The following is a 24,202-nucleotide window of genomic DNA, read 5'->3' as shown; positions in this document are numbered from 1 at the left end:
CGGCAGAATTAAGGCTTCCGGCGACGAGCCGATTATTCTTCCGGAAAGCGAGTAGCTGCCGTAAAGGGAACTGATTACAAAGCGATAAATTGGACGATGCCTGATCCGTCTTTGCAATACGATAAAATCGACAGTCCCCGTGTCTCGCGCGATTGACAAGATGATGGGGTTCTCGTGAAGTTGTGGCGGGCGGCAGGGCTTAATGATCGCCCGGATTTGAACTGAGAGCCTGAGGCCGACGCGGCGAAGCGTCATTCAGACGTCGAAAGCCGGCTCCTCGGGATTGGATAGAGACATTCATGATAACGGGCCCGTCTGCCCGTTCATTAAAAGGTGTTGCGTAGTGTCCAGCAGAGACTCCGCTCCGCTTGAGAATGCGTTTCAGGACTTCACCCCGGCCCTGCCGCTTTTCAGCATTTTTGAAAGTGTGGTCGGCATGCGCCCCGAGGCGGCCGCCCTGGTCTCCGAGCGAACGCGCCTGACCTATCGCGAGCTGCACGCCCGCGCCGTTTCCCTGGCGGCCCGGCTGGTGCGATCGGGCGTGGGTCCCGGAGACGTGGTCGGCATCGTCTCGGGACGCTCGGTCGAAGCGCTGGTGGCCATGCTCGCCATCCTGCGCGCGGGCGGCGCCTACATGCCGCTCGATCCGACCTATGCCCGCGAACAGCTCGCCTACATGGTCGGGGATGCCGCCCCCGTGCTGCTGCTGCATGCCTCGGGCGAGGGGGACCTGGCCCGGACGCTGGCGGCGGGGGTGCGCCCCGTGCTGGCGGTCACTGAGGATCCGCAGGCCGCAGAGGCCGCCCCCTCCCTGCCGGACTGGCCCGCGCGGAGCGGCGAGGATCTGGCCTATGTCATGTACACCTCGGGCTCCACCGGCAGGCCCAAGGGCGTCGAGATCCCGCAGCGCGGCGTGGCGCGGCTCGCGATCCGGCAAACGGACTGTCAGTATCTGCCCTCGGACGTGGCTCTCCACAGCTCTACTTTCGGCTGCGACGGTTCCACTTTCGAGATCTGGGCACCGCTCCTGAACGGCGCGACGCTCGTGGTGCTTGAAACTGTGAAACCCGCACTGGACGTACTGGCCGACATGATCTTGCGGCACGACGTGACGGCGATGGGGCTCTACACCGGCATCTTCCACCTGCTGGCAGAGCATCACCCCGAGGCGATCGGTCGGCTCCGTCTGTTGCATGTAGGTGGCGACGTGATGATGCCGCGGCTCGCCGCGCGCGCGCTTGAGCACGGGGAGATCCACGGCCCCGGGTTGAAGCTCGTCAATGCCTACGGGCCGACCGAGAACACGGTGATCGGCACGCTCCACGTGGTGACGCCCGCGGATTTCGACGGCTCTCCGCTGCCGATCGGCCGGGTGGCTGCGCATGACGAGGTGCTGGTGCTGGACGAGACCCTGGCCGAACTGCCGGACGGCGAGGCGGGGCAGCTCGCCCTTGCCGGGCTGGGGCTCGCTCTCGGTTACCGCAACAAGCCCGGGCAGACCGCCGAGCGCTTCGTGCCGGATCCGCGACCGGGCCGCGAGGGGAAGATCTACCTTACCGGCGACCTGGTGCGGCGGCGGCCGGACGGGGTGGTGCAGTTCCTTGGGCGGATCGACCGGCAGGTGAAGCTCGGCGGGCGGCGGATCGAACTCGACGAGGTCGAGCACGTGCTGCGTCGCCAGCCGATGGTCGAGGACGGCTCGGTCGAGGTCATCCGCGCGCCGAACGGCGACCGGCGCCTCGCGGGCTTCGCGCGGCTCGTGGAGGGGACGGATCTCGACCCCGAGGCGGCGGCGGCGGCCATCCGCGCAGGAATGGCACGCGAACTGCCCGAGGCGATGGTGCCGGGACTGATGACCGTGCTCGAGGCGCTGCCGCTCACGCCCGCCAACAAGATCGACCGCAAGGCGCTGGTGGCGCTCGCCGAGGCGCGGCAGGCCGAGGCGGCCGCCGCCCTAGCCGACGAGACCGTCGCGGAGGATGCCTCCGGGACCCCGGTGGCCCATCCGGCCGTGCCTCTTTCCTCCGTCACCGAGCTTCGGGCCCGCATCGCCGCCCTCTGGCAGCGGGTGCTCGGCTGCGGCCCGGTTCCGCCCGGGCGGACCTTCTTCGAGATGGGCGGTAGCTCGCTGCAGCTCATCGACGTCCATGCGCTGCTCGAGAAGGAACTGGGCCTGCGCATCGACATCACCCTCATGTTCGAGACCCCCCGCCTGCAGGATCTGGCCGAGCGTCTGGCCGCCCTCGTCGGGGCCCCCGCCGCCGGGGCGGCGGCCGTGGTTCCGGCCGCACCCGCACAGGACGAGGGCGCCATCGCCATCGTCGGCATGGCGGGGCGCTTCCCCGGCGCGCCGAGCGTCGAGGATCTGTGGCGGCACGTGACCGAGGGCAGGAGCCTCTTCCGCCGCTTCGACCCCGCCGAGATCGAGGACGCCTTCACCCCGGCCGAGCGCGCGGCGCGCGACTATGTGCCGGTCCGGCCGGGTCTCGAGGACGTGGACCTGTTCGACGCCCGCTATTTCAGCATGTATCCGAAGGAGGCCGCCGCCACCGACCCGCAGGCGCGGCTCTTCCTCGAGACCTGCGTCGAGGCGCTGGAACAGGCGGGGACCGATCCCGCCCGTCCTCCGGGGGCGATCGGCGTCTTCGCCGGCGCGTCCTTCAGCACCTATCTCGTCCGCCACGTGCTGCGCGACCGGGCCATGGCCGAGGCCTTCGCCACCGGCTACCAGGTGGACATGTTCGCCGAGATCCTGGGCAACATCTCCGACACGCTGGCGACGCGGGCAGCCTTCAAGCTCGGCCTGCAGGGGCCTGCGATCACGGTCAGCACCGCCTGCTCGACCTCGCTCGTGGCCATCGCCCAGGCCTGCCAGTCGCTGCGGTCGGGCCAGTCCGACATGGCGCTGGCGGGCGGCGTCTCGATCACCTTCCCGCAGAAGCGCGGCTACCGCTGCACCGAGGGCGGGATGGTCTCGGAAAGCGGCGCCTGCCGCCCGTTCGACGCCCGCGCCGACGGCACCGTCTTCGGCCATGGCGTGGGGGTCGTGGTGCTGAAGCGGCTCGCGGATGCGCTGGCGCAGGGCGACACGATCCATGCGGTGATCCGCGGCGTGGGCATCAACAACGACGGGCGGGACAAGATCGCCTATACCGCGCCCTCGGTCACCGGCCAGGCCGGAGCGATCCGGATGGCGCATCGCGACGCCGGGGTGGAGCCTGCGTCGATCGGCTACGTCGAATGCCACGGCACCGCCACGCCGCTCGGCGATCCGGTCGAGATCCGCGGCCTGGCCTCTGTCTTCGGGGAAGCGCCGCAGGGCCGCATCGCGCTCGGCTCGGTCAAGGGCAACATCGGCCATCTCGATGCGGCGACCGGCGTCACCAGCGTCATCAAGGCGGCCCTCGTGCTGCGCGAGGGGCTGATCCCCCCAATGGCGGGCTTCGAGAGCCCGAACCCGCGCATTCCCTTCGCCGAGCTTCCCTTCCGCGTGCCGACCGCCGCCACCCGCTGGACCAGCGAGGGCCCGCGACGCGCGGGCGTGAGTTCCTTCGGCGTCGGCGGGACCAACGTCCACCTGGTGCTCGAGGAACCCCCGGCGGTCCCCGTGGCGGAGCCGGTGACAGCGCCGCAGGTCCTGCCGCTCTCCGCCCGCTCGCCCGAGGCGCTGGCGGCGCTGGCGGCCCGCATGGCCGGGCATCTGGAAAGCCATGCCGTGGATCTCGCCGACGTGGCCTTCACCCTGCAGGAGGGCCGCACCGTCCACGACCACCGGCTGGCAGTCGCCGCGCGCGACCCGGCCGAGGCCGCGGCCCGGCTGCGCAAGGCCGCGCCCCCGAGGGGTCCGGCGCCCGCCGATGCGCCGCCGGTTGTGTTCCTCTTCCCCGGCCAGGGCTCGCAATATCCCGGCATGGGCTCGGGCCTCTATGCCGGGGAACCCGAATTCCGCCGCTGGATCGACGAGGGGGCGGCGATCCTCGAGCCGCTCCTCGGGCTCGACCTGAACCAGCTCCTCTGCTTCGGAGACACCTCGGACAAGGAGATGGCGCGGGCGCTGCGCGACACGCGCCTGACCCAGCCCGCGCTGTTCCTGACCCAGGTCGCCACCGCGAAGCTCTGGCTGTCGCGCGGCATCCGGCCTTCGGCCATGATCGGCCATTCGGTGGGCGAGTTCGCCGCCGCCGTGATCTCGGGCGCGATGAGCTTCGCGGACGGGCTGCGCATCATCGCCCGGCGCGGGCAGCTGATGCAGGACATGCCCGGCGGCGCCATGCTGGCCGTCCGGGCCGAGGCGGCGCGCATCGAGCCGCTGCTGCGGCCGGGCGTGGATCTCGCCGCGCGCAACGCGCCGAAGCTCAACGTGCTGGCCGGATCCTTTGAGGCGATCGAGGCGATGGAGGCGGCGCTCGCCGAGGCGGGCATCGCCTGCTCGCGGCTTCATACCTCGCATGCCTTCCACTCGGCCATGATGGATCCCGTCTGCGAGGCGCTGGCCGGGGAACTCGCCGGCCTCGACCTGAAGGCGGGAGAGATCCCGTGGATTTCCTGCGTCACCGGGGCCCGGGCGACGGAGAAGGAGGCGCGCGACCCGGCCTACTGGGCCCATCAGGCACGCGCCACGGTCGACTTCGATGCCGCCATCCGGGTTGCGGCATCCGAAGGGCAGGCCCCTGTGCTGCTCGAGGTCGGGGCGGGAAGCACGCTCTCGACCTTCGCCGCGCAATGCCTGTCGCGCCTTGGCCATGGCGGTATCCTCCAGTCGCTGCCGGATCACACCAGACCGGTTCCGGACGGTTTCGCCATGACCGAAGCGCTTGCCGGGCTCTGGGCGGCGGGCGTGCCGGTGGACTGGTCGCTGGCCGGTCCGCGCGGATCCCGCCGCCTGCCGCTTCCCACCTATCCGTTCGAGCGGCGCCGGCACTGGATCGACGCGCCGCCCGCCGCGGCCGCCGCATCCGCGCCCGTGGCCGTGCCCGTCCCGGCGGACCTGCCTGCGGCCCCCGCCCCGGCTGCCGTCCTGCAGAGCCCCTACCCTGGAGAGTCCCTTCCGATGACCAGCACGCCCTCGCGCAGCCTGCGCCTCAGTTCCGACCTCCTGGCCCTGCTCGCCGACCTCTCGGGCGAGGACCTCGGGCCCGACCAGGCCGAGACGAGCTTCCTGGAACTGGGCTTCGACAGCCTTTTCCTCGGCCAGGTCACGCAGCGGCTCGCGCGGGACCACGGGGTCGAGCTGACCTTCCGGCAGCTGCTTTCAGATTATCCGTCCGTGGCGGCGCTCGCCGCGCACATGGATGCCGTCCTGCCGCCGGATTCCCCCGGACCGGTGGCGTCGGCGGCCGCGCCTATTGCCCGGGTTGCGGTCGCCGGCACTTCTTCCGCCGGAGGCGAGACCCCCGCCCCCGCCATGGCAATGCCCCCCGCACCGACCGCCGCCCCGGCCCTGCCGACCGAGGGGATCGCGGGCGTGCTGCAGTCGCAGATGCTGACCATGCAGGCGATCTTCACCGAGCAGCTGCGCGCCCTGGGCGGGCAGGCCCCCGCAGCACTTGCCCCCGCAGCACTTGTCCCTGCCGCGCCCGTCGCGGTGCAGGCCCCTGCGCCCGTTCCCACCCCCGCCGCGGCCCCGCTGGCGGCACCGGCCGTGCAGGCTGCCCCCTTCCGCTTCGGCCGCGGCGTCGATCTCTCCGGCGGGCGGTTCGACGACCGCCAGCAGGCCTTCATCGACGACCTCGCCCGGCGCTATTCGGAAAAGCACGCGGGCTCGAAGGCCCATACCGCCGCCCATCGCGCCGTCCATGCCGATCCGCGCACCGCCGCGGGCTTCCGGCAGGAATGGAAGGAACTCGTCTTCCCGATCGTCGCCGAGCGGGCCAAGGGTTCGCGGCTCTGGGACATAGACGGCAACGAATTCGTCGACCTCGTGAACGGCTTCGGCCAGACCGCCTTCGGCCATTCGCCCGATTTCGTGCTGGACGCCGTGCGGCTGCAGCTCGAGAAGGGCTTCCCCATCGGCCCGCAGGCGGAACTGGCGGGCCCCGTCGCCGCGAAATTCGCCCGCATGGTGGGGCATGAGCGGGTGACCTTCTGCAACACCGGTTCCGAGGCAGTGATGGCCGCCATGCGGCTGGCCCGCGCGGTGACGGGGCGCAACCGGATCGTGGTCTTCGGCAACGACTACCACGGGCAGTTCGACGAGGTGCTGGTCAAGGGCCGCAGCCGCGGCGGCGACCCGGTGGCGCTGCCCATCGCGCCGGGCATCCCGCGCTCGGGCCTCGGCAACATGGTGGTGCTGGGCTACGGCGCGCCGGAGAGCCTCGACTGGCTGCGCGCCAACGGCCGCGACGTCGCCGCCGTCATCGTCGAGCCCGTCCAGAGCCGCCACCCCGAGCTGCGCCCGGTCGAGTTCGTGCGCGAGCTGCGCGCCATCACCGCCGAGCAGGGCTCGGCTCTCGTGATGGACGAGGTGGTGACCGGCTTCCGCACCCATCGGCGCGGGATGCAGGGCCTCTGGGGCATCGAGGCCGACATGGCGACCTACGGCAAGGTGCCGGGCGGCGGCATGCCGGTGGGGATCCTCGCGGGCAAGGGCCGCTTCATGAACGCCCTCGACGGCGGGCTCTGGGGCTATGGCGACGAAAGCCGCCCCGACACGCCGCCCACCTTCTTCGCCGGCACCTTCGTGCGCCATCCGCTGGTGGTGGCGGCGGTCGATGCCGTGCTCGACCATCTCGAGACGCAGGGGGACGAGCTCTGGACCGCCACGGCCGAGCGGGCGGCAGCGCTCGCCGCCCGGCTAAACCGGGCGCTCACCTCCCGCGGCCTGCCGGACCTCATCCACGGGTTCTCGAGCTGGTTCGCCCTGAACCTGTCGCAGCACGAGGCCCGCGCCTCGCTCGCCTATCCGCTGATGCGGATGGAGGGGATCCACATCATCGACAGCTACTGCGGCTTCCTGACGACATCCCACGGCGAGGAGGACTGCGACCGCATCGCCCGCGCCTTCGAGAGCGCGGTGGACCAGTTGCAGTCGATCGGCATCCTCGCCCCCGGGACCGAGGCGGCGGCGCCGCCCGCGGCAATCGCGGCCGAGGCTCCCCGGGCCGCACCCGCCGCCGCGGCGCCGCCCACGACGGCCATCCCGCTGACCGAGGTGCAGCGCGAGATCTGGATGACGAGCCAGCTGGGCGACGCGGCCTCCTGCAGCTTCAACGAGGGCGCATCGGTGCATTTCGACGGCCCGCTCGACACGGCGGCCCTCGAGGCGAGCCTGACCGACATCCTCGCGCGGCACGACAGCCTGCGGCTGGTCTTCGCCCGCTCGGGCGAGGGCTTCGACGTGGCCGCACCTGCGCCCGTGGAGCTGCCGCTCATCGACCTGTCGGAAGCACCCGACCCCGAGGCCGCGCTGGCTGAGATTCTGCAGGCCGAGGCCGAGACCCCGCTCGACCTGGTGGCGGGGCCGCCGATCCGCTTCCGGCTGGTCCGCCGCGGCCCCGACCGGCACACGCTGGTCGCCACCGCCCATCACATCGTCTGCGACGGCTGGTCCTACAACGTGATCTTCACCGACCTCGCCGCGCTCTACACCGCCCACGTCGAGGGACGGGCACCCGCGCTGCCGCCCGCGCCCTCCTTCGCCGCCCATGCGCTGGCGCGCCGGCCGCACGACCCCGCGCACGAGGCCTGGTGGCGCGGCGAATATGCCACCGTGCCTGCCCTGCCCGATCTGCCGGGCGACCGGCCGCATCCGGCGATCAAGAGCTTCCGGGGCGGCACCGTAACTGAGCGGCTCGACGCCGAGGTGCTGAAGCTTGCCCGGAAGGCCGGGGCGAGGCAGGGCTGCACGCTGTTCTCGACCCTCTTTGCGGCGCTGCAGATCACGCTCGGCCGGCTTTCGGGTGCCGAGGACGTGGTGCTGGCGGTGCCGACCGGGGGGCAGGCGCTGCTGCCCGATCCGAACCTCGTCGGCCATTGCGTGAACTTTCTGCCGGTGCGCGCGCCCTTCGTCGAGGGCGCCACGGCGGCGGATCACCTGAAGCGCGTGCGCGACAAGGTCCTGGCCTCGCTCGAGCATTCCGACTTCACCTATGGCACGCTGGTGCGCGAGCTGAAGATCGAGCGCAGCCTGAACCGGCTGCCGCTGACCGAGGTGCAGTTCAACCTCGAGAAGATGGCCGAGGGTCTGGCAATCCCGGGCCTCGCGATCTCGAGCCATCCCAACCCGAAGGCCGCGGTCAACTTCGACCTCTTCTTCAACATGATCGAGAGCCGCGAGGGGCTGCGGCTGGACGTGGACTACAATTCCGACGTCTACGATGCCGCGACCGTGCGGCGCTGGATCGGCCATTTCGCCCTCGTGCTGCGCGGGCTGGCCGAGGATGCCGACCGTCCGCTGGCCGACCTGTCGTTGGTTGAGGACGGCGCGCTGCCGGCCCTTCCCGCCACCGTCATCGCGCCCCCGGCCGCGCCCACGCTGCACGGGCTGGTGGCGGCCGCCGCCGCACGCTGGCCGGACGCCCCGGCGGTCGAGTTTGCGGGCCGCAGCCTCACCCATGCCGAGCTTGCCCGGCAGAGCGACGCGCTGGCGGCGCGGCTTCGCGCGGCCCTGCCCGAGGGGCGCGGCCGGGTGGCCGTGGCGCTCGAGCGGTCCGAGCAGCTGCCCGTGGCGCTTCTGGGCGTGATGAAGGCGGGCCATGCCTTCGTGCCGCTCGACCCGCGTCATCCGCCGACCCGGCTGCGCCATGTGCTCGAGGCGGCCCGCGCCCAGGCGCTGATCCTGCCCGAGGCCACGCTTCCCGCCTATGCCGAGGGCCTGGGGATCACCGCCGTCGCGGTCGCGGGCGAGGCGTCCGAGCCGGTGACCCTGCCCGCCACCGGCCCCGAGGATCCGGCCTACGTGATCTTCACCTCGGGCTCGACCGGCCTGCCGAAGGGGGTCGAGATCCCGCACCGCGCCGTGGTGAACTGCCTCACCTCGATGGCGGCAGAGCCCGGCTTCACCGCCGCCGACCGGCTGCTGTCGGTCACGACCGTCTCCTTCGACATCGCCATCCTCGAGCTCTTCCTGCCGCTGATTTCGGGCGGCTCGGTGGTGGTGGCCGCGACCGAAGACGTGCTCGACGGCTTCCGCCTCGCCGCGCGTCTGGGCCAGGGCGACATCACCGTGATGCAGGCCACGCCGACGCTCTGGGGAATGCTGCTCGAGGCCGGGCTGAAGATCCCCGCGGGGCTGAAGGTCATGGCGGGCGGCGAGCCGCTGCCGCTCGACCTCGCACGCCGGCTGATGGCGGAGGGGACCGAACTCTGGAACCTCTACGGGCCGACCGAGACCACGATCTGGTCGGCAGTGAACCGCATCCGGCCCGAGGACGCGGCCATCACCATCGGCCATCCGATCGCCAACACGACGCTCCATGTGCTCTCGCCCGAGGGCCGGCCGCTGCCGGTGGGGGTGCCGGGAGAACTCAACATCGGCGGCGCGGGCCTCGCCGTGGGTTATTTCGGCCGCGAGGACCTGACCGGGGCCGCCTTCCGCGAGCTGACGCTCGGGGGGGCCGCGCAACGGCTCTACCGCACCGGCGACCGGGCGCGGCTTCTGGCGGATGGCGCGGTCGAACTCCTCGGCCGCGGCGATGGCCAGATCAAGCTGCGCGGCTTCCGGATCGAGCTCGGCGAGATCGAGATGGCGCTGCGCGCCGTGGGCGGCGTGGCCCAGGCGGCGGTGGACCTCAGGGCCAATCCGCGGGGCGAGAAGCAGCTGGTGGCCTGGATCGTGCCCGAGGCGGGCGCCGATCCCCCGCCCGAGATGCTGATGGGCGCGCTGGAACGGGTGCTGCCGAACTACATGGTGCCCTCGCGCTGGGTCACGCTGAGCGCGCTGCCGCAGACGCTGAACGGCAAACTCGACCGCAAGGCGCTGCCCGCGCCCGAGGCCGCGGCGCCCGTCACGCCGCTGCGCGAGATGACGCGCCCCGCCACGCCGATGGAGGAACGCCTCGCCGGGATCTGGGCCGAGGTGCTGGGGATGGAGACGGTCTCGACCACCGACACGCTCTATGCGCTCGGGGCGGATTCACTCACCGTCTTCCGCATCGCCGCCCGGATGCTCGATGCGGGCCTGAACCTTGAGGCGCGCGACCTTCTCCAGCATCCGACCATCCGCGACCTCGCCGCCTTCGCCGCGAGCCGCGAGGCCTCCGGCGCGCCCGCGGGCGCCCGTCCCTCGCTGCGCTCGTTCCGCCACGGCGCGCGGCGCGAAGGAGCCATCGCATCATGAACCTGCCGCTTCCCCTCACCGATCCGGTCGTCGCCCGCTTTCCCGCGACCGCCACGCAGCTGCGCTTCTGGTTCCTCGACCAGATGACGCCCGGCACCCCGGCGCTGAATGTGGCGGTGCGCTGGGAGATCCGCGGCCAGGTCCAGCCGTCGAGCATCGAGGCCGCCTTCCAGCGCGTTGTCGACCGGCACGAGATCCTGCGCACGCGGCTGGTGGAGGAGGACGGCCAGCTGATGCAGGAAGTGGCGGCCGCGGTCCGCTTCCGCCTGAGCGTGGTCGAGCTGCGCGTCGCGGCGGGCGAGGATCCTTCGGAGCGGATCGAGGCCATCGCGCAGGAGACCGGCGCGCTGCCCTTCGACCTCACGAAGCCCGGACTGATGCGGGCGACGCTGGTGCGCCTGTCGCCGGAACGGGCAATGCTGATGATCGTGGCGCATCACGTCTGCTTCGACGGCTTCTCGATCCGCGTGCTGGGCCACGAGATCGGCACCATTGCCGAGGCGATCGAGGCGGGACGCGAGCCCGACCTGCCCGACCTGCCGCTGCAATACGGCGACTACGCGCTCTGGCAGCAGGAATACCTCGCCTGCGGCGTGCTGGAGGAGGACGGCGCCTACTGGAAGGCGCAGCTCGCCGATGCGCCCTATTTCGAGATCGAGGCCGATTTCCCCCGCGCCGGCCGCCGCGGCACCGCCGCCGTCATGACCTCGATCGTGCTGCCGCCCTCCTTCGGCGAGCGTCTGGAGGCCGAGGCGAAGCGGCGCGAGGTCTCGGTCTTCGCCTATGGCACGGCGGTCCTTTCGGCCTGCCTTGCCCGCTTCACGGGACAGACCGACATCCTGATCGGCACCCAAGTGGCCAGCCGCAACGAAGTGGACCTCGAGCCACTGATCGGCGTCTTTATCAACAACCTCGTGCTGCGCCTGCCGACCGACCCCGAGGCGACCTTTGCCGATCATCTCGGCCGGGTGCGGGGCGTGGTGCAGGAGGCGCTGGCGCATCAGTCGATGCCGTTCCACAAGCTCGTGGAGATGATGAACCCGCCGCGCGATCCCTCGCGCATGCCGCTGGTCTCGATCAACTTCAACATCCAGCGCACCTTCATGCAGAACCGCCGCCACGGAAGGTTCGAACTGCTCTCGGCGCCGTCCCACACGCCGGGCGCGGTCTACGACCTGAACTTCCAGATCGCCGGGCGGCCCTCGGGCTGGCGGGTGACGCTGGAATACGCGACCGAACTCTTCCGGCCTGCCACCGCGCGGGCGCTGCTCGACCTTCTGGTGGCAGGCTTCGATCAGGCGCTGGACCATCCGGGCGAGCCGCTGAAGGCCCTGCCGCTCGACCACGCGGTGCTGGAACGGCGCGACCGCCAGGCGGGGCGCCTCGCGCGGCTGGAAGCCGCCGCCCGCGACATGGGCGGGGTGGCCGATGCCGCGGCGGTGGCCGAGCCCGAGGGCACCTATCTCTTCATCGTGCCGCGGCCAGATCATGCCGGCCCGCTCGAGGACCTGCCGGCCGAGGTGGCGGTCCATCTGGCGACGCGGCTCGACCCGGCCGACGTGCCCTGGGGCGTGAGCCTGCTTCTCGCCCTGCCCCGCGACGCGGAAGGCCATCTGCGCCGCGACCGGCTGCGCGTGCCGAAGAAGCCGGCGGCGACGGCCCTGGCCGCCCCCTCCGCATCGGCATCGCTCCGCTCCATTGAGGCGCAGCTGACCCGGATCTGGAAGGACGTCCTCGACCGCGACGCCGTGGAGCCCACGTCGAACTTCTTCCACCTCGGCGGCCATTCGCTTCTCGTGCTGCGGATGCTGACGCGCGTGCGCGACGAACTGGGGGCCGAGATCGGCATCGGCGCTATCTACGACAACCCGCGGCTCTGCGACCTGGCCGCCGCGATCCGCGAGCGGACGGCCAAGGCGACGGCAGCGGAGGCGGAGGACTGGCGCATCCTGCCGCTTCAGCGGGGCGGCGCCGGCACGCCGCTCATCGCGGTCAACAACGCCTGGACGGCGACGGCGATCCATGCGGGCTTCACGATCGACCGGCCGGCGGCCTGCGTGCGGCTGTTCGACGGCTCGCCCGGACAGGAGCACGGCCGGCGCAGCATGGAGGAGATCGCGGCGGACTATGCATCGATCATCCTCAAGGCCCAGCCCCAGGGTCCGTTCCTGCTCTTTGGCATCTGCGTCCACGGCAATGTCGCGCTGGAGGCCGCGCGGGTGCTGAAGGCGCAGGGCCACGACATCGCGGCGGTGGTGCTAAAGGACGTGTGGGAGCCCGGCTTTGTCGAACGGATGCTGGCCGACCGGCGGCTGCGCTGGGTCGACCGGCGCCACACGCTCAGGCGGCGGATCCGGCGTTGGTGGGTGGGGCAGATGTCGACCGACGCCTTCCTCGGCGGCTACAGGATCATCCGCCTCTCGGGGGCGCTGCACCTTGCCCGCAAGCTCCGGCTGATCGGCCGGGTGCGCCGGACGGATCTGGAGCCGGAGGAAGAAGGCTTCATTGACTTCCTCGTCGCGGCCCGCGACCGCTACCGCCCCGACCCCATCGACGTGCCGGTGCTGCATGTGGTGACCGACGACGTGCCGCGCGCCCGGGGCTTCGATGCCTCGATCGGCTGGGAACATGTCGTGAAGGGCCGGCTGAAGACCGTCCACATCCCCGAGGTCGTCGCCATGGGCGCCTTGCGCATCGGCACCGACCGGCTGGCCGAGGAGATCGAGACCTTCCTGGCCGAAGGATCCTCGAGGCCTTGATCGAACGCAGAGGATCCCTCCGCTCAGTCGCGCAGGCGAAGCTCCACACCGCCGCCGCGCGCCTCGACCGCGATGGCGCCCATCGTTCCGGGCGCGGGCGACAGGTGGATCAGCGTCCAGTCCTGCACCCGCTGCCCCTCGGCGCGGAGAAGGCGGGGCCTGTCGTCCGCCGTCACCTCGAAACTCGCGAGCGGCGTGTCGAGCCCGGTGCCCACAGCCTTCAGGAACGCCTCCTTGCGGGTCCAGAGCCGAAAGAAGGCCTCGTCCCAGGCAGCCCCCGACAGCGCCTCCAGGTCCCGCAGTTCGGCGGGGGCGAAGAAGCGGGTTGCCACGGCGCGCTCGATCGGGCGGATCGTCTCAATGTCCACGCCCACCGCGGCCGTGGGGCAGAGGACAAGCGCCGCGCGCGCGCCGCAATGGCTGAGGTTGAACGAGGGGCCGCCCGGCAGGCCGGGCCGGCCGAAGCGGTTGTAGCGGAAGGCGATCCGCGCCGGGTCGAGCCCCAGATGCGCGCCAAGCCGCTGTCGCAGCCCGCTGCGGCCGGCGATGAAACGGGCGCGGAGCGTCCCGGTTGCGAAGGCGGCCGCCCGGGCGTGTTCGTCCGGCGAAAGCAGGGCTTCGTCGCCCGGCCGGTCCAGATCCCAGGTCCAGAGGTCGATGCGATGGGTCATTCGCCCGTCCTGCCGCAACCGGCGCGCGGACGGCAAGCCAGTTCCTGCGGGCGGAAGGCCCGTGCGGGACGGGAGGCGGGGCGATGATCCGGCTGGGCCTCGCCGCCCTCCTGCTGCTGGCGCTCGGGCTGGGGCTTGCGCTGTTCACCACCGGCCGGGGCGAGCGGCTGCTCGAGAAGGCCCGGCTCTGGGCTTGGCGCAACGGGTTGCCGGCCTTCGGGCAATCTGTCGAAGGCCGCACCGTCCCGGCCGGCGACGGCACCCTGCTCGCCACCGACATCTACCTGCCCGAGGGTGCGGGACCCTTTCCGGCCATCCTGATCCGCCTGCCCTACGACAAGCGGCAATATGGCGAGGTGCTCCGCTGGGTCAGGCTTCTCAGGCCGCGGGGCTATGCGGTGGTGGCGCAGGACATGCGCGGGCGCTACGCCTCCGAGGGCATCTTCGCCCCCTATCCGCACGAGCGCGCGGATGCGGTGGCGACGCTCGACTGGATCGTGGCGCAGGACTGGTCGAACGGACGCGTGGGCACGATCGGCTGCTCGGCGCTCGGCGAGACGCAGGTACTCCTGGCCGCGGAACGGCACCCGGCGCACCGGGCGATGATCCCCTTGGGCGCGGGCGGCGCGATGGGCGACCTCGACGGGCGGGCGAGCTATTTCGGGGCTTTCGAGGGCGGGATCCTGGGCCTCGCCTCGGCCTTCGGCTGGTTCGTCGCCTCCGGCGGCAAGATCCCCGACCGGATGGCGGGGGTGCCGGTCGACTATGCCCGCGCGCTGCGCAGCCTGCCGCTGATCGACATGATGCGGCAGGCGCGGCCCGATCCGACCGACTGGGAGGATTTCCTGCGCCGCTTCGAGGACAGGGGCTACTGGAAGGCCGCGGGCTACATCGACGACACCGACCGCTTCGCCACGCCGGGGCTGATGGTTGACACCTGGTACGATCCCTCCATAAGCGGCAGCTTCGCCCTGACGCAGGCGATGCGGAAGACGGCGCCCGACCAGCACCTGATCGTGGCACCGGGGCTGCACTGCAACTTCTCGGGCGCCGCGGGCGCGGGGGCGGTCGGCGACCTGCCGGTGGGGCCAGAGGCGCTCCTGCCCTTCGACGAGATCTTCGTGACCTTCCTCGACCACCGGCTGAGGGACGGACCCGCCCCCGACCTGCCGCCCTATCTCTACTACATGCTGGTCGAGGACCGCTGGCGCGGGGCCGGGACATGGCCGCCCGAGGGCGCGGTCGCGCAGGAGATGCTCCTCGCCTCTGAAAGCCATGCGCAGACCGCCGCCGGCGACGGGCGCCTCCTGCCGCCGGCCGGCGCCGCCCTGCCCTTCCCCAGAGAGGCGCCGCCTGCCCCGGCCGCTGACGGCATTGTCTCGGACCCGGACGATCCGGTGCCCTCGGTCGGAGGCGCCATCTGCTGCACGGGCGATCCCGGGGAACGCGCGGGGCCGCTCTACCAGAACAGGGTCGAGGCGCGGCCGGACGTCTTGTCCTATACCTCCGCCCCTGCCACGGCCGACCTGCGGATCGCGGGACCGCTCTCGGCCCGGCTGCGCGTCTCGACCGACACGCCGGACGCTGACATCGTGGTGCGGCTTTCGGACGTGGACCCCGAGGGCCGCTCGCGCATGATCCAGGAGGGCGCGCTGCGCCTGCGCTACCGCAAAGGATACGACCGCCCGCGCCCGATGGAGCCAAGCGAGGTGGCTGAGGTGACGGTGGAGATGCGCCATATTGCCTATCTGCTCAGGGCCGGCCACCGCTTGCGTCTGACTCTGGCCGGCTCCAGCTTCCCTCGACTCGAGCGCAACCTCAATACCGGGGGGACGAATGCCGAAGAGACCAAGGGCCGTGCCGCCTGGATCGTGCTTCACACGGGCAAGGCCAGAGGCCGCGGCAGCGGCCCCACCTCGACGTCGGACAGCGACGGCACCTCAGCGCTGAAGTTCTTCGCCTTGAGCGACTGACGACCGAGCTCCGAGGTGATGATCGCCGCGATCTCGCGCCGGAAGCGCTCGGCGCTGAAGCGCTGCGCCATCGCCGCGATCCGCACGGGATCGAAGCGCGCAGCCTCGCGCTCGAAGCGCAGCACCGCCTCGCGGATCTCCTCCACCCCCTGCCGCTCGAAGAACAGGCCTGAAATGCCGTCTGTCACGCTGTCGAGGATGCCGCCACGCCCGTAGGCGATGACCGGCGTGCCGCAGGACATAGCCTCGACCGGGACGATGCCGAAATCCTCCTCGCCAGGGAAGATCAGCGCCCGGGCCGAGCCGTAGAGCGCGGCGAGGTTCTCGGTCGGCACCCGGCCCAGCATGGTCACGTTGGGCGGAAGGTTCCGCGCAAGCGCCTCGGATTCCTCACCCTCGCCCACCACGAGAAGCCGCTGGTCGAGCCCCCGGAACGCCTCGATGACGAGGTCGGGCCGCTTGTAATGCACGAGTTGCGACACGAAGAGGTAATGGCTGCGCTTCGTGCCCGCCGGCGGCAGGCGATAGGTCTCGAGATCGACGGGCGGGTTCACCACATCGGCCTGGCGGTGGTAGTAGCGCTGCACCCGCTCGGCCACGAAGTTCGAATTGGCGATGAAGCGATCCACCCGCGCGGCCGAGGACACGTCCCAAATCCGGAGCCGGTGGGCGAGGCGCGAGAAATAGGAGCGCTTCAGCCCCGAGAGCCGGCCGCGATAGGTAGGATAATGATCCCAGAGATAGCGCATCGGCGTGTGGATGTAGCAGATATGCGGCACGAGCGGGGGCACGATCACCCCCTTGGCCGGACCGCTTTCCGAGGAGATCACCAGGTCGAAGTCGGAGAGGTCGATCTCTTCCAGCGCCCGCGGCATCAGCGCGAGGTATTTCTGGTAGTGCCGCCGCGCGAAGGGCAGCTTGCTGATGAAGGTCTCGTGCAGCGGCCGGTCGAGGATCAGCGGCGACAGCTTCGAGCGGTCGGCGACATGGGTGAAGATCTCGGCCTGCGGAAACAGCCGCAGGAGTTCCTCAACCACGCGCTCGCCCCCACGCATCGAGACGAGCCAGTAGTGGATGATGGCAACGCGCTGTCCCCGGATCTGATCGTCAAGCATAGTCGTACCTGTACATTTCTCGGGCTGCGGTATGGCCCTTGCGGACCTGGGTGAGGACGGTGCCGATCACCGGCACCTCGGCCGCCTGCAGCCGTTCGTAGGCATCGGCCACCAGCACCCGCGGGGTCTTGCCGCTGCGCACGACGAGGAGCGTGCTGTCGGTATGGCGCGAGACGACCAGCGCATCGGCGATGTCGAGCACGGGCGGCGCGTCGATCATCACCACGTCGTAGCGCAGGCGGAGCCGGTCGATTAGCTCGCCCAGCCGTTGCGAGGAGAGCAGGTCGGCGCTGTTGGTCACCGAACGCAATGGGGCGAGGACGGTGAGGCCCCACGGCATCTCGGCCGGCTGGAGCTGGGCCAGGTCGATCTTTCCGGCCAGGTAATCGGCCACGCAGCCCTTTTGCGAGGTGAGGTCGAAGACCTTGCGCGTGATCGAGCGGCGCAGGTCGAGGTCGAGCAGGATCGCGCTGGTCGAGACCCGCGGCAGGGCCGCGGCGAGGCCCGCGCAGGTGCTGGACTTGCCTTCACCTTGGAGGGCGGAGGTCACCATCAGCACCTTAGGCCTGCCCACGCTGCGCACGTCAAAGATCTGGGCGCGCAGCGCGCTGACCGCCTCCATGTAGGGGGAGCGGTCGGTCCGGGCGAGTTCGTGCGCCAGCCAGTCCAGCTTGCGCCGCCGCCGCTGTTCGTAGGGGATGAGGCCCATGACCGGGCTCGACGTGATCCGGCGCAATTCCTCGCTCGCATGGATCCGCCGGGTGAGCGCCTCGAGAAGGAAGGCCAGCGCAGTGCCGAAGGAGAGGCCGAAGACCCCGGCCACCGCCAGCATCAGCTTCTTGCGCGGCGCGGTGGGTTGGTCGGGGGCCGTTGCCACGGTGACGACCCGTGCATCCGGACGCTGGAAGTCGGACTGCGCATTGGTCTCGGTCAGGCGCGACAGGAAGTTCTCGTAGACCATCCGCGTGGCCGAGGCCTGCCGCTCGAGCTGGTTGAGCTTCACCGCCGCGGCCGAGAGCTTCACCAGCCGCTGCTCGATCTCCTTGATCTGGTTCTGCAGCGCCAGCTCGCGCTGCGTGGCCACGTCCACGTCGCTCTTCATGTTCTCAATGATGCGCCGCACTTCGGCCTCAGTGCGGCGGTCGAGGTCCTGGATCCGCGCGTTCAGCCGGATCATCTCGGGATGGCGCCGGCCCAGCCGGTCGGCGTTCACCGCCTGCTCGCGCGCGACGTCGATTCGTTCGCGCTGCAGCGTCTCGAGCAGCGAAGAGGAGACCACATGGGCAACCGAGGTGAGGCCCGCCTTCTCGAGCCGCTTGGTCACGATCTCGTAGCGCACTCGCGCGTCGGACCGCTCGGAGGCGGTGGCCACCAGCCGCTGGTTCAGGTCGACGAGGAAGCGCTCGGTTGTCTCCTGGTTCGAGCCGTTCTCCTCGGAGGTGCGGGCCCTCAGGTCGATGATCGCTTGGTCGGCTTCCTCGACCGCGGTGGAGAGCTCTCCCAGCCGCTTCTGCAGCCAGGCAGTGGCGCGCAGCGTGATGTTGCGCTTCGACTCGACCTGATCGGCGATGTATTCCTCGGCCAGCGTGTTGGCGACCAGCGCCGCGAGCTTCGGATCGCCCGCCTCGTAAGCGATGCCGATGGCATAGGAGATGCCGACCTGCGTCACCGTCAGCCCCGAGGAGATCCGCAGGATGGTGATGCGGCGCTTCTCCTCCTCGGGCAGCGCGTCGTCGCCCTCGAGCGCGAAGGCGGGATGGGCGGTAAGGTTCAGCTTGTCCACCACCTTGCCGATCAGCAGGTTCGACTTCAGCGAGACGATCTCGCCCGCGATCACCGAGTTGCTGACGTCGAGGTCGGAGATCACCTGCTTGACGTCCGTCACCCGCTCCTGCCGCGTGTCGAGGATGACCTGGGTATAGGCGCTGTAGGTCGGCTCCATCCGCTGGAGGGCACCGAACATGGCCGCGACGACGATCGCGCCCGAGGCCAGGATCTGCCACTTGCGGCGGCGCAGGACGTCGACGGCAAAGCCCAGATCGACCGTTTCGACCGATGCCCGCCGGCGGGCATCGGCCTCCTCCGCGAGGGGCGGCCGGATGGAGAATTCTGGCGTGGTCTGCTTCATTGCGTCTTCTCCGAGCCTTCCGGCGGCCGCAGGGCCACGACCAGCTGGTCGCCGGGCAGCAGTTCGACCTGCCCGGTCACACCGAGGCTGATGAGCCTGGCGTCGTTCCGGCGCCGGACCTCGTATTCAATGCGATATTCGTTGCGGGCGTTGGTGGAGGTGTTCATCCACTGGCTGATAAGGTCGAGCCGCTCGGTAACGGATTCGAACTCGCTGATCTTCTTGTCCGTTTCCGCCTGGAGAAGCTGCGCCTGGGTCAGTAGGTCCGAATTGCGACCGGTCTCGAGCCGCGAGATCTCGCGGCGCAGGTCGCCCAGGGTGCGCCGCGCCACCGATTGCTGCTCCTGGATCTGCAGGAGCTGCCCCTCACCCGATTTCGCCGCCCGCTCGAGCTGCGACAACGCGGAGTTGGTGACGAGGCCGCCCTTGGCGAGCTCGCGCTTGCGCTGCAGGTCCTGCCGGTCGTATTCGACCGCATCCGCCTGCACCCGCTGCCGGTCCGACAGCAGGCGGAGCTGCTCCTCGGCCTCGACGATCGCATTGGCGAGCAGCGTCTTCTGGACGCCGAAATTGGCCCGCTCAAGCACGAGGATCTTGTCCTCGTTCGGCACCATCCCGTCGAAATCGTCGCGCACCACGATGCGCTTCACGGGCTTGGGCACCATCGCCCAGTCGGTCTTTTCGAGGTTCTGGAGCTGCGCCTGCACTCGCGCGGCCTGGGCCGCGATCCGCGCGAGATCGGTCTTCACCAGCTCGAGCTGCTGCGAGAGGTTGCGCTTCTCCAGCACCCGCGCCTCCTCGTTTTCGTAGGAGAGCATGGCGCCGCCCGCGAGGCCCATGGCCTGTTCGGCTGTCAGGAACGGGTGGAAGTCGTAGTAGCCGGGCTTGCGCACGTCGCCCAGAACGAAGACCGGGCGGAAGGCCGCGACCGAGACGGCGAGCGTCGGGTTGATGTAGATCTCGCTCGAGACATAGGCGTCGTGCAGCCGTGTGCGGGCCTCGTCCGTCGTGAGATCCGCGATGCGGAAGCCGCCGATCAGCGGAAGCTGAATCGCCCCGTCGCTGCCCACCGTGTATTTCTGCGAGGCTTCGGAATCGTCGAGAACGTCTATCTCGATCTGATCACCGATATTGATCCGGTAATCGTCCTTGTTTTCAGCTGCAAGCGTGTCAGGAATTGCAGCCAAGAAGAAGAAAATGAATAGAGGAAACATGATTTGCAACCGTAATGGTCCTTCATTTCGATAATTCAATACAGAAAATTTCTCGAATCGCCGGACCCGATAAGGTCCTTTGCAGGATAGCAGGCAAGGTCGGGGCGAGAACTTATCTCTTGGAGGTATGACGGGGCGATGGGCCGGGACCCGCTTCATCTACCCTCTGCCAATGGAGTAAGGATCTTCACTGAAAAGATATAAGTCTTTCTTAATTCAGATGTGCGCAATGCCGATAGATAAATCCGACCAAAGACATAGCAGTGGCCCGGACGGCCTATTCTACGCAATTCTCGCGCCAAAAGAGGCATGGGTACCCTACGGATGCCCCCATCAAAAGCTGGTCGCGCTAGAGTTAGGACTTCGGCAACGGGACCGTGCCAATCAGGCGGTTGTGCGAGCGTGACTGGCCGCCCGCTGCGCGGTTCGAGGGCTCCGCGTGCGGCCATAACCTTCCGCTGCGCATCATTCCCGACATGCTACGGCATCCAGTTGCGGAGCAGCCGTGGCGGCTTTAGCCCTATGAACACCTCTGCAAGGTCTGGACTTCCGATTTCGACAAATTCATCGTCAACCCGGATCCACCAGATGCCGGGACTGAACATCGTCTGGTGGGCGATCCGCTCGCTCCATCGCGCGATCGCCTGCTGCTTGACCTGGGCCGCATGATGGAGGCGAGAGTCTGCTGATCGCCGATCCCTTCCCTGGTGTCCTTCAACTCCTGCGTCGGCGCCTCAACCCTGCCGATGGCATACCCCCATCCTAAGAGAAGCTTCACAGACTTTGAATTTCATAAGGATGCGATTGCCGAGGCGCGGCCGCATGTTTTGGACGACGCGTGCGCTACGTGACGGCGGCGGCAAAGGACGTCGGAGAACGGGACTTCGATCTCGTCACCGTGTTCGACTGCCTGCACGATACGGGTGGTTTCCCCGCCTCTGCGTCTTACATGCGCGAGATCCTGAAGCCCTAGGGGACATGGATGATCGTCCAGACTGTTGCCGGCGACAGTCCGCAGGACAACATGAATCCGATTGATCGCATCTACTTTAACGCCTCGACCTGCGACGACCAGACCGGGTCGTAGGGGCGGCTTCTTCCTCGCTCATCGTCGGCTCAGCGCGAGCGGAACGAGGGCGAGGAGGGCGAAGATCCGCACAACATGGTGCAGGGCCACATAGGCAGGGTCATAGCCAAAGGCGGAGCCAATGGCGGCCATGGCCTCCACGGCGCCGGGGGCATAGGCAACCCAGACTTGTCCGAACGGCAGGCCCGTGAGGCTTGCGGCCAAGCCTGCGCAGACGAGCGTGATCAGAACGGTCGAGATCATGCTCACCATCCCGGCAAGGCCCAGCCGCGCCAGCGAGGGTAGGTCAAGCGAACGCACCCGGACACCGAGGGTGCCTCCGGTGACGGCAAAGCCCAGGAAAATCATCCAGCCGGGCAAGCTGCCGTCGGCGACGGCCGTGGCATGCAGAAGCGCGCTCAGCACCAGCCCAGCGAGCAGATACGCAGCCGGCAACCGGCGCCGCTCGACGGCGCGACCCACCAGCAGCGCTAGCGCCAGCATCGCCAGTGCCCAGGCCAGCGGCATGGCCGGCGGCCGCACCACGTCGCTGGGGGCGATCCCCAGCGCCGCCACCAGAAGCGGCACGGCCGTCACGAGGAAGAGCATCCGGAAGCTCTGCATGAAGAGTACCGTGGACGCGTCCCCGCGCCCTTCCACGGCCATGGCGACGGCTACAGACATGGTGCCGGGGCTGCTGGACAGAACCGCCGTGTCGCGGTCGGCGCCGACGACCCTTTCAAGCACGAACGTGCCCGCGCCCAATGTCGCGGCCACCGAGACGAGCAGCAGCGCAAGGCTTCCTATCCAGGCGCCGGTCTGGTGCAGGATGTCGGGGCCCACACTCGAGCCGAGCGACAGACCGATCGTGGTGAAGGCCGCGTTGCGCAGGCGGTTGTCCATTCCGACCGGTGCCCCCGCCGCGGCGGCGAGCGCCACTGCCAGGCAGGCGCCCACCAGTGCCCCCGCGGGTAGCGAGACCACCGAAGCGACGAGCGCCCCGGCAATGGCCAAGGCGCAGGTCATGGCAAGAGTGCGAGGATCAGGCATCGAACTCGGTCATACGCCGCCGCCGCGAAAGCGCTAGGGGAACCAGCACCACCGCCGCCGCCAGACCATAGAGCAGCAGGCTCTGCCAACTCTGTACGAGGATCGTCCAGTCGCCGCCGGAAATCGAAAGCGCGCGGCGCAGGTTGTTCTCGAACAGGGTGCCGAGCACGAAGCCGAGGATCACCGGGGCCAGTGAGTAGTCCATCTTGCGCAGGAACCAGCCGAACAGCCCCAGCCCGATGATCATGAACAGGTCGAACGGGTTGCCGACGATCGAGTAGATGCCGATGAACGCGAGGATCGCGATGAGCGGCGTCAGATAGTGCTGCGGCAGGGTCAGCATGCGCGCGAATAGCCCGACGAGCGGCAGGTTGATGACGAGCAGCGCGATGTTGCCGATGTACATCGAGGCGATCAGCCCCCAGGCGATCTCGGGGTGCTGGGTGAAGAGCAGCGGGCCGGGCTGGATGTTGAACATCAAAAGCGCGCCGAGCAGGATGGCCGTCGTGCCCGATCCGGGGATGCCGAGCGTCAGCATCGGCACCATCGCCCCGCCGGCCGCGGCATTGTTGGCGGCCTCGGGCGCGACGAGGCCCCGCACGTCGCCCTCGCCGAACCGGCCAGAGGGGCCGGCGATCCGCTTCTCGGTGCCGTAGGCCACGGCCGAGGCGACCGACGCGCCCGTGCCGGGCAGCACGCCGATGACGAAGCCGATGAGCGAGCAGCGCAGCAGCGTCCAGCGGCTGGAGATGATGTCGGCCATCCGCACGAAACTCGAGTCGACGGGCAGGTTCTTCAGCCGCCCCGTGGCCTGCTGCTCGACGAGGTGAATGAGTTCCGCCATGCCGAAGAGGCCGATCACGACGATCAGGAAGTCGATGCCTGCCAGCAGGTCGGCCACGCCGAAGGTGTAGCGGTTGACCCCGGTGTTGGCGTCGACGCCAATGGTGGCGAGCATGAGGCCGATGGTGGCGCCGACAAGCGTCTTGACTGGGTTGTTGCCCACGAGCGAGGCGAGCGACGCAAAGGCGAAGACCATCAGCGCCACATAGTCCGAGGGCGAGAAGGCCACGCCGAACTTCGCCAGAAGCGGGCCGAAGAGCGTCATCAGCACGACCGCGAAGGTTCCGCCGATGAAACTTGCCACCGCCGAGATCGACAGCGCCCTGCCGGCCTCGCCCCGGCGCGCCATCGGGTTGCCGTCGAGCGTCGTCATCACCGCGCCCGCGTCGCCCGGCACGTTCAGCAGGATCGACGAGATGCGTCCGCCGTACTCTGCGCCGTAATAGATGCCGGCCAGCAGGATTAGCGCGCTCTCGGGCGGAAAGCCGAGGCCGTAGGCTATCGGCAGCAGGATGGCGACGCCGTTGATCGGGCCGATGCCCGGCAGCGCGCCGATCAGCGTGCCCGCAATGCAGCCGAAGGCCACCAGCATCAGGTTGAAGGGCATCAGCGCGACGCCGAAGCCAGTCGCGAGTCCGTTCAGGACTTCGTTCATGGATGTGCTCCGTTCACAGCCGCGGCAGGGGGCCGGCCGGCAGGTTGAGCCCAAGGAGACCCGCGCAGATCAGGTATCCGGCGATGCCCGCGATCAGGCCGAAGAGGATCGAGTTCTTCCAGCTCGCGCCCAGAAGGCGCGCGGAAAGTGCCCCGAAAGCGAGCGTGGAGAGGACAAAGCCGAGACGCTGGAACAGTTCGGCATAGGCGACGAGCAGAACCACCATCAGGCCGATCTTGACCCATGTCGTTCGCGCCACGTTCATCGTCGGCACGTCCGGCCGCAGAAGGATGGCGGTAAGGCACAGCGCAGCGACGATGCTCAGCAGGCGCGGCCAGCTTTCCGGCCCCAGCGGGTCATACTGGAACGGGGCCTGGATCGCCGTGAAGGCAAGCCAGCCGTAGATCAGGGTCACCGCGAGCATCAGCCCGGCAAAGACGCGGTCAGCCATG

The 24,202-nt window shown here is 69.5% G+C and carries 11 protein-coding genes; 4 read left to right on the top strand and 7 right to left on the bottom strand.

Annotation, left to right across the window (positions count from 1 at the left end; genetic code table 11):
* Positions 1 to 343: 343 nt before the first annotated feature.
* Both ACTVZP_RS17180 and ACTVZP_RS17175 read left to right on the top strand, forming a co-directional pair.
* Complete coding sequence (locus tag ACTVZP_RS17180) at positions 344 to 10,276, top strand: amino acid adenylation domain-containing protein (RefSeq protein ID WP_443213391.1); 9,933 nt, start codon at positions 344 to 346, stop codon at positions 10,274 to 10,276.
* Entirely contained in the window at positions 10,273 to 13,035 is a 2,763-nt protein-coding gene (locus ACTVZP_RS17175) for a condensation domain-containing protein (protein WP_443213390.1), read from the top strand. The genes ACTVZP_RS17180 and ACTVZP_RS17175 overlap by 4 nt, the downstream gene beginning before the upstream one ends.
* A gap of 23 nt (positions 13,036 to 13,058) precedes the next feature.
* Here the strand turns inward: ACTVZP_RS17175 and ACTVZP_RS17170 are convergent, their stop codons facing one another.
* A complete protein-coding gene (locus ACTVZP_RS17170) occupies positions 13,059 to 13,706 on the bottom strand; it encodes a 4'-phosphopantetheinyl transferase family protein (RefSeq protein ID WP_443213389.1) in 648 nt (215 codons plus the stop codon).
* A gap of 83 nt (positions 13,707 to 13,789) precedes the next feature.
* Between ACTVZP_RS17170 and ACTVZP_RS17165 the strand changes: the two genes are divergently transcribed.
* Positions 13,790 to 15,679, top strand: a complete 1,890-nt coding sequence (locus tag ACTVZP_RS17165; protein ID WP_443213388.1) for a CocE/NonD family hydrolase — start codon at positions 13,790 to 13,792, stop codon at positions 15,677 to 15,679.
* Here the strand turns inward: ACTVZP_RS17165 and ACTVZP_RS17160 are convergent.
* Genes ACTVZP_RS17160 through ACTVZP_RS17150 form a run of 3 tightly spaced genes read right to left on the bottom strand, consistent with a single transcriptional unit; the run spans position 15,583 to position 20,136 of the window.
* Positions 15,583 to 16,794, bottom strand: coding sequence for a glycosyltransferase (locus ACTVZP_RS17160; protein WP_443213387.1), 1,212 nt, complete (start codon positions 16,792 to 16,794; stop codon positions 15,583 to 15,585). The two genes, ACTVZP_RS17165 and ACTVZP_RS17160, sit on opposite strands and share 97 nt — an antisense overlap.
* A complete protein-coding gene (locus ACTVZP_RS17155; RefSeq protein WP_443213386.1) occupies positions 16,787 to 18,922 on the bottom strand; it encodes a GumC family protein in 2,136 nt (711 codons plus the stop codon). The genes ACTVZP_RS17160 and ACTVZP_RS17155 overlap by 8 nt, the downstream gene beginning before the upstream one ends.
* Positions 18,919 to 20,136 carry a polysaccharide biosynthesis/export family protein gene (locus tag ACTVZP_RS17150; protein WP_443213385.1) on the bottom strand — a complete coding sequence of 406 codons (1,218 nt, stop codon included), beginning with the start codon at positions 20,134 to 20,136 and terminating at the stop codon, positions 18,919 to 18,921. Before ACTVZP_RS17150 ends, ACTVZP_RS17155 begins: the two co-directional genes overlap by 4 nt.
* Before the next feature lie 838 nt (positions 20,137 to 20,974).
* Between ACTVZP_RS17150 and ACTVZP_RS17145 the strand changes: the two genes are divergently transcribed.
* The gene (locus tag ACTVZP_RS17145; RefSeq protein ID WP_443213384.1) at positions 20,975 to 21,109 is read left to right on the top strand and encodes a hypothetical protein; all 135 of its coding nucleotides are present in this window, start codon (positions 20,975 to 20,977) and stop codon (positions 21,107 to 21,109) included.
* A gap of 132 nt (positions 21,110 to 21,241) precedes the next feature.
* Here the strand turns inward: ACTVZP_RS17145 and ACTVZP_RS17140 are convergent, their stop codons facing one another.
* Genes ACTVZP_RS17140 through ACTVZP_RS17130 form a run of 3 tightly spaced genes read right to left on the bottom strand, consistent with a single transcriptional unit; the run spans position 21,242 to position 24,201 of the window.
* Positions 21,242 to 22,252 carry an AbrB family transcriptional regulator gene (locus ACTVZP_RS17140; protein WP_443213383.1) on the bottom strand — a complete coding sequence of 337 codons (1,011 nt, stop codon included), beginning with the start codon at positions 22,250 to 22,252 and terminating at the stop codon, positions 21,242 to 21,244.
* Positions 22,245 to 23,750, bottom strand: coding sequence for a tripartite tricarboxylate transporter permease (locus ACTVZP_RS17135; RefSeq protein WP_443213382.1), 1,506 nt, complete (start codon positions 23,748 to 23,750; stop codon positions 22,245 to 22,247). The genes ACTVZP_RS17140 and ACTVZP_RS17135 overlap by 8 nt, the downstream gene beginning before the upstream one ends.
* Before the next feature lie 13 nt (positions 23,751 to 23,763).
* Positions 23,764 to 24,201, bottom strand: coding sequence for a tripartite tricarboxylate transporter TctB family protein (locus ACTVZP_RS17130; protein ID WP_443213381.1), 438 nt, complete (start codon positions 24,199 to 24,201; stop codon positions 23,764 to 23,766).
* Position 24,202 lies beyond the last annotated feature (1 nt).

The sequence above is a fragment of the Rhodobacter sp. NSM genome, from assembly GCF_052244495.1.
In the GTDB taxonomy this organism is placed as follows: Bacteria; Pseudomonadota; Alphaproteobacteria; order Rhodobacterales; family Rhodobacteraceae; genus Cereibacter_A.
The sequence above is the reverse complement of the archived record's forward strand: the minus strand, read 5'-3'. Positions and strand labels throughout refer to the sequence as shown.

Bases quoted from the DNA above. Each gene is read 5' to 3' on its own strand.
- ACTVZP_RS17175 (WP_443213390.1), top strand. From the start codon at position 10,273: ATGAACCTGCCGCTTCCCCTCACCGATCCGGTCGTCGCCCGCTTTCCC.
- ACTVZP_RS17150 (WP_443213385.1), bottom strand. From the start codon at position 20,136: ATGTTTCCTCTATTCATTTTCTTCTTCTTGGCTGCAATTCCTGACACG.
- ACTVZP_RS17140 (WP_443213383.1), bottom strand. From the start codon at position 22,252: ATGCCTGATCCTCGCACTCTTGCCATGACCTGCGCCTTGGCCATTGCC.
- ACTVZP_RS17155 (WP_443213386.1), bottom strand. From the start codon at position 18,922: ATGAAGCAGACCACGCCAGAATTCTCCATCCGGCCGCCCCTCGCGGAG.
- ACTVZP_RS17170 (WP_443213389.1), bottom strand. From the start codon at position 13,706: ATGACCCATCGCATCGACCTCTGGACCTGGGATCTGGACCGGCCGGGC.
- ACTVZP_RS17165 (WP_443213388.1), top strand. From the start codon at position 13,790: ATGATCCGGCTGGGCCTCGCCGCCCTCCTGCTGCTGGCGCTCGGGCTG.
- ACTVZP_RS17160 (WP_443213387.1), bottom strand. From the start codon at position 16,794: ATGCTTGACGATCAGATCCGGGGACAGCGCGTTGCCATCATCCACTAC.
- ACTVZP_RS17130 (WP_443213381.1), bottom strand. From the start codon at position 24,201: ATGGCTGACCGCGTCTTTGCCGGGCTGATGCTCGCGGTGACCCTGATC.
- ACTVZP_RS17135 (WP_443213382.1), bottom strand. From the start codon at position 23,750: ATGAACGAAGTCCTGAACGGACTCGCGACTGGCTTCGGCGTCGCGCTG.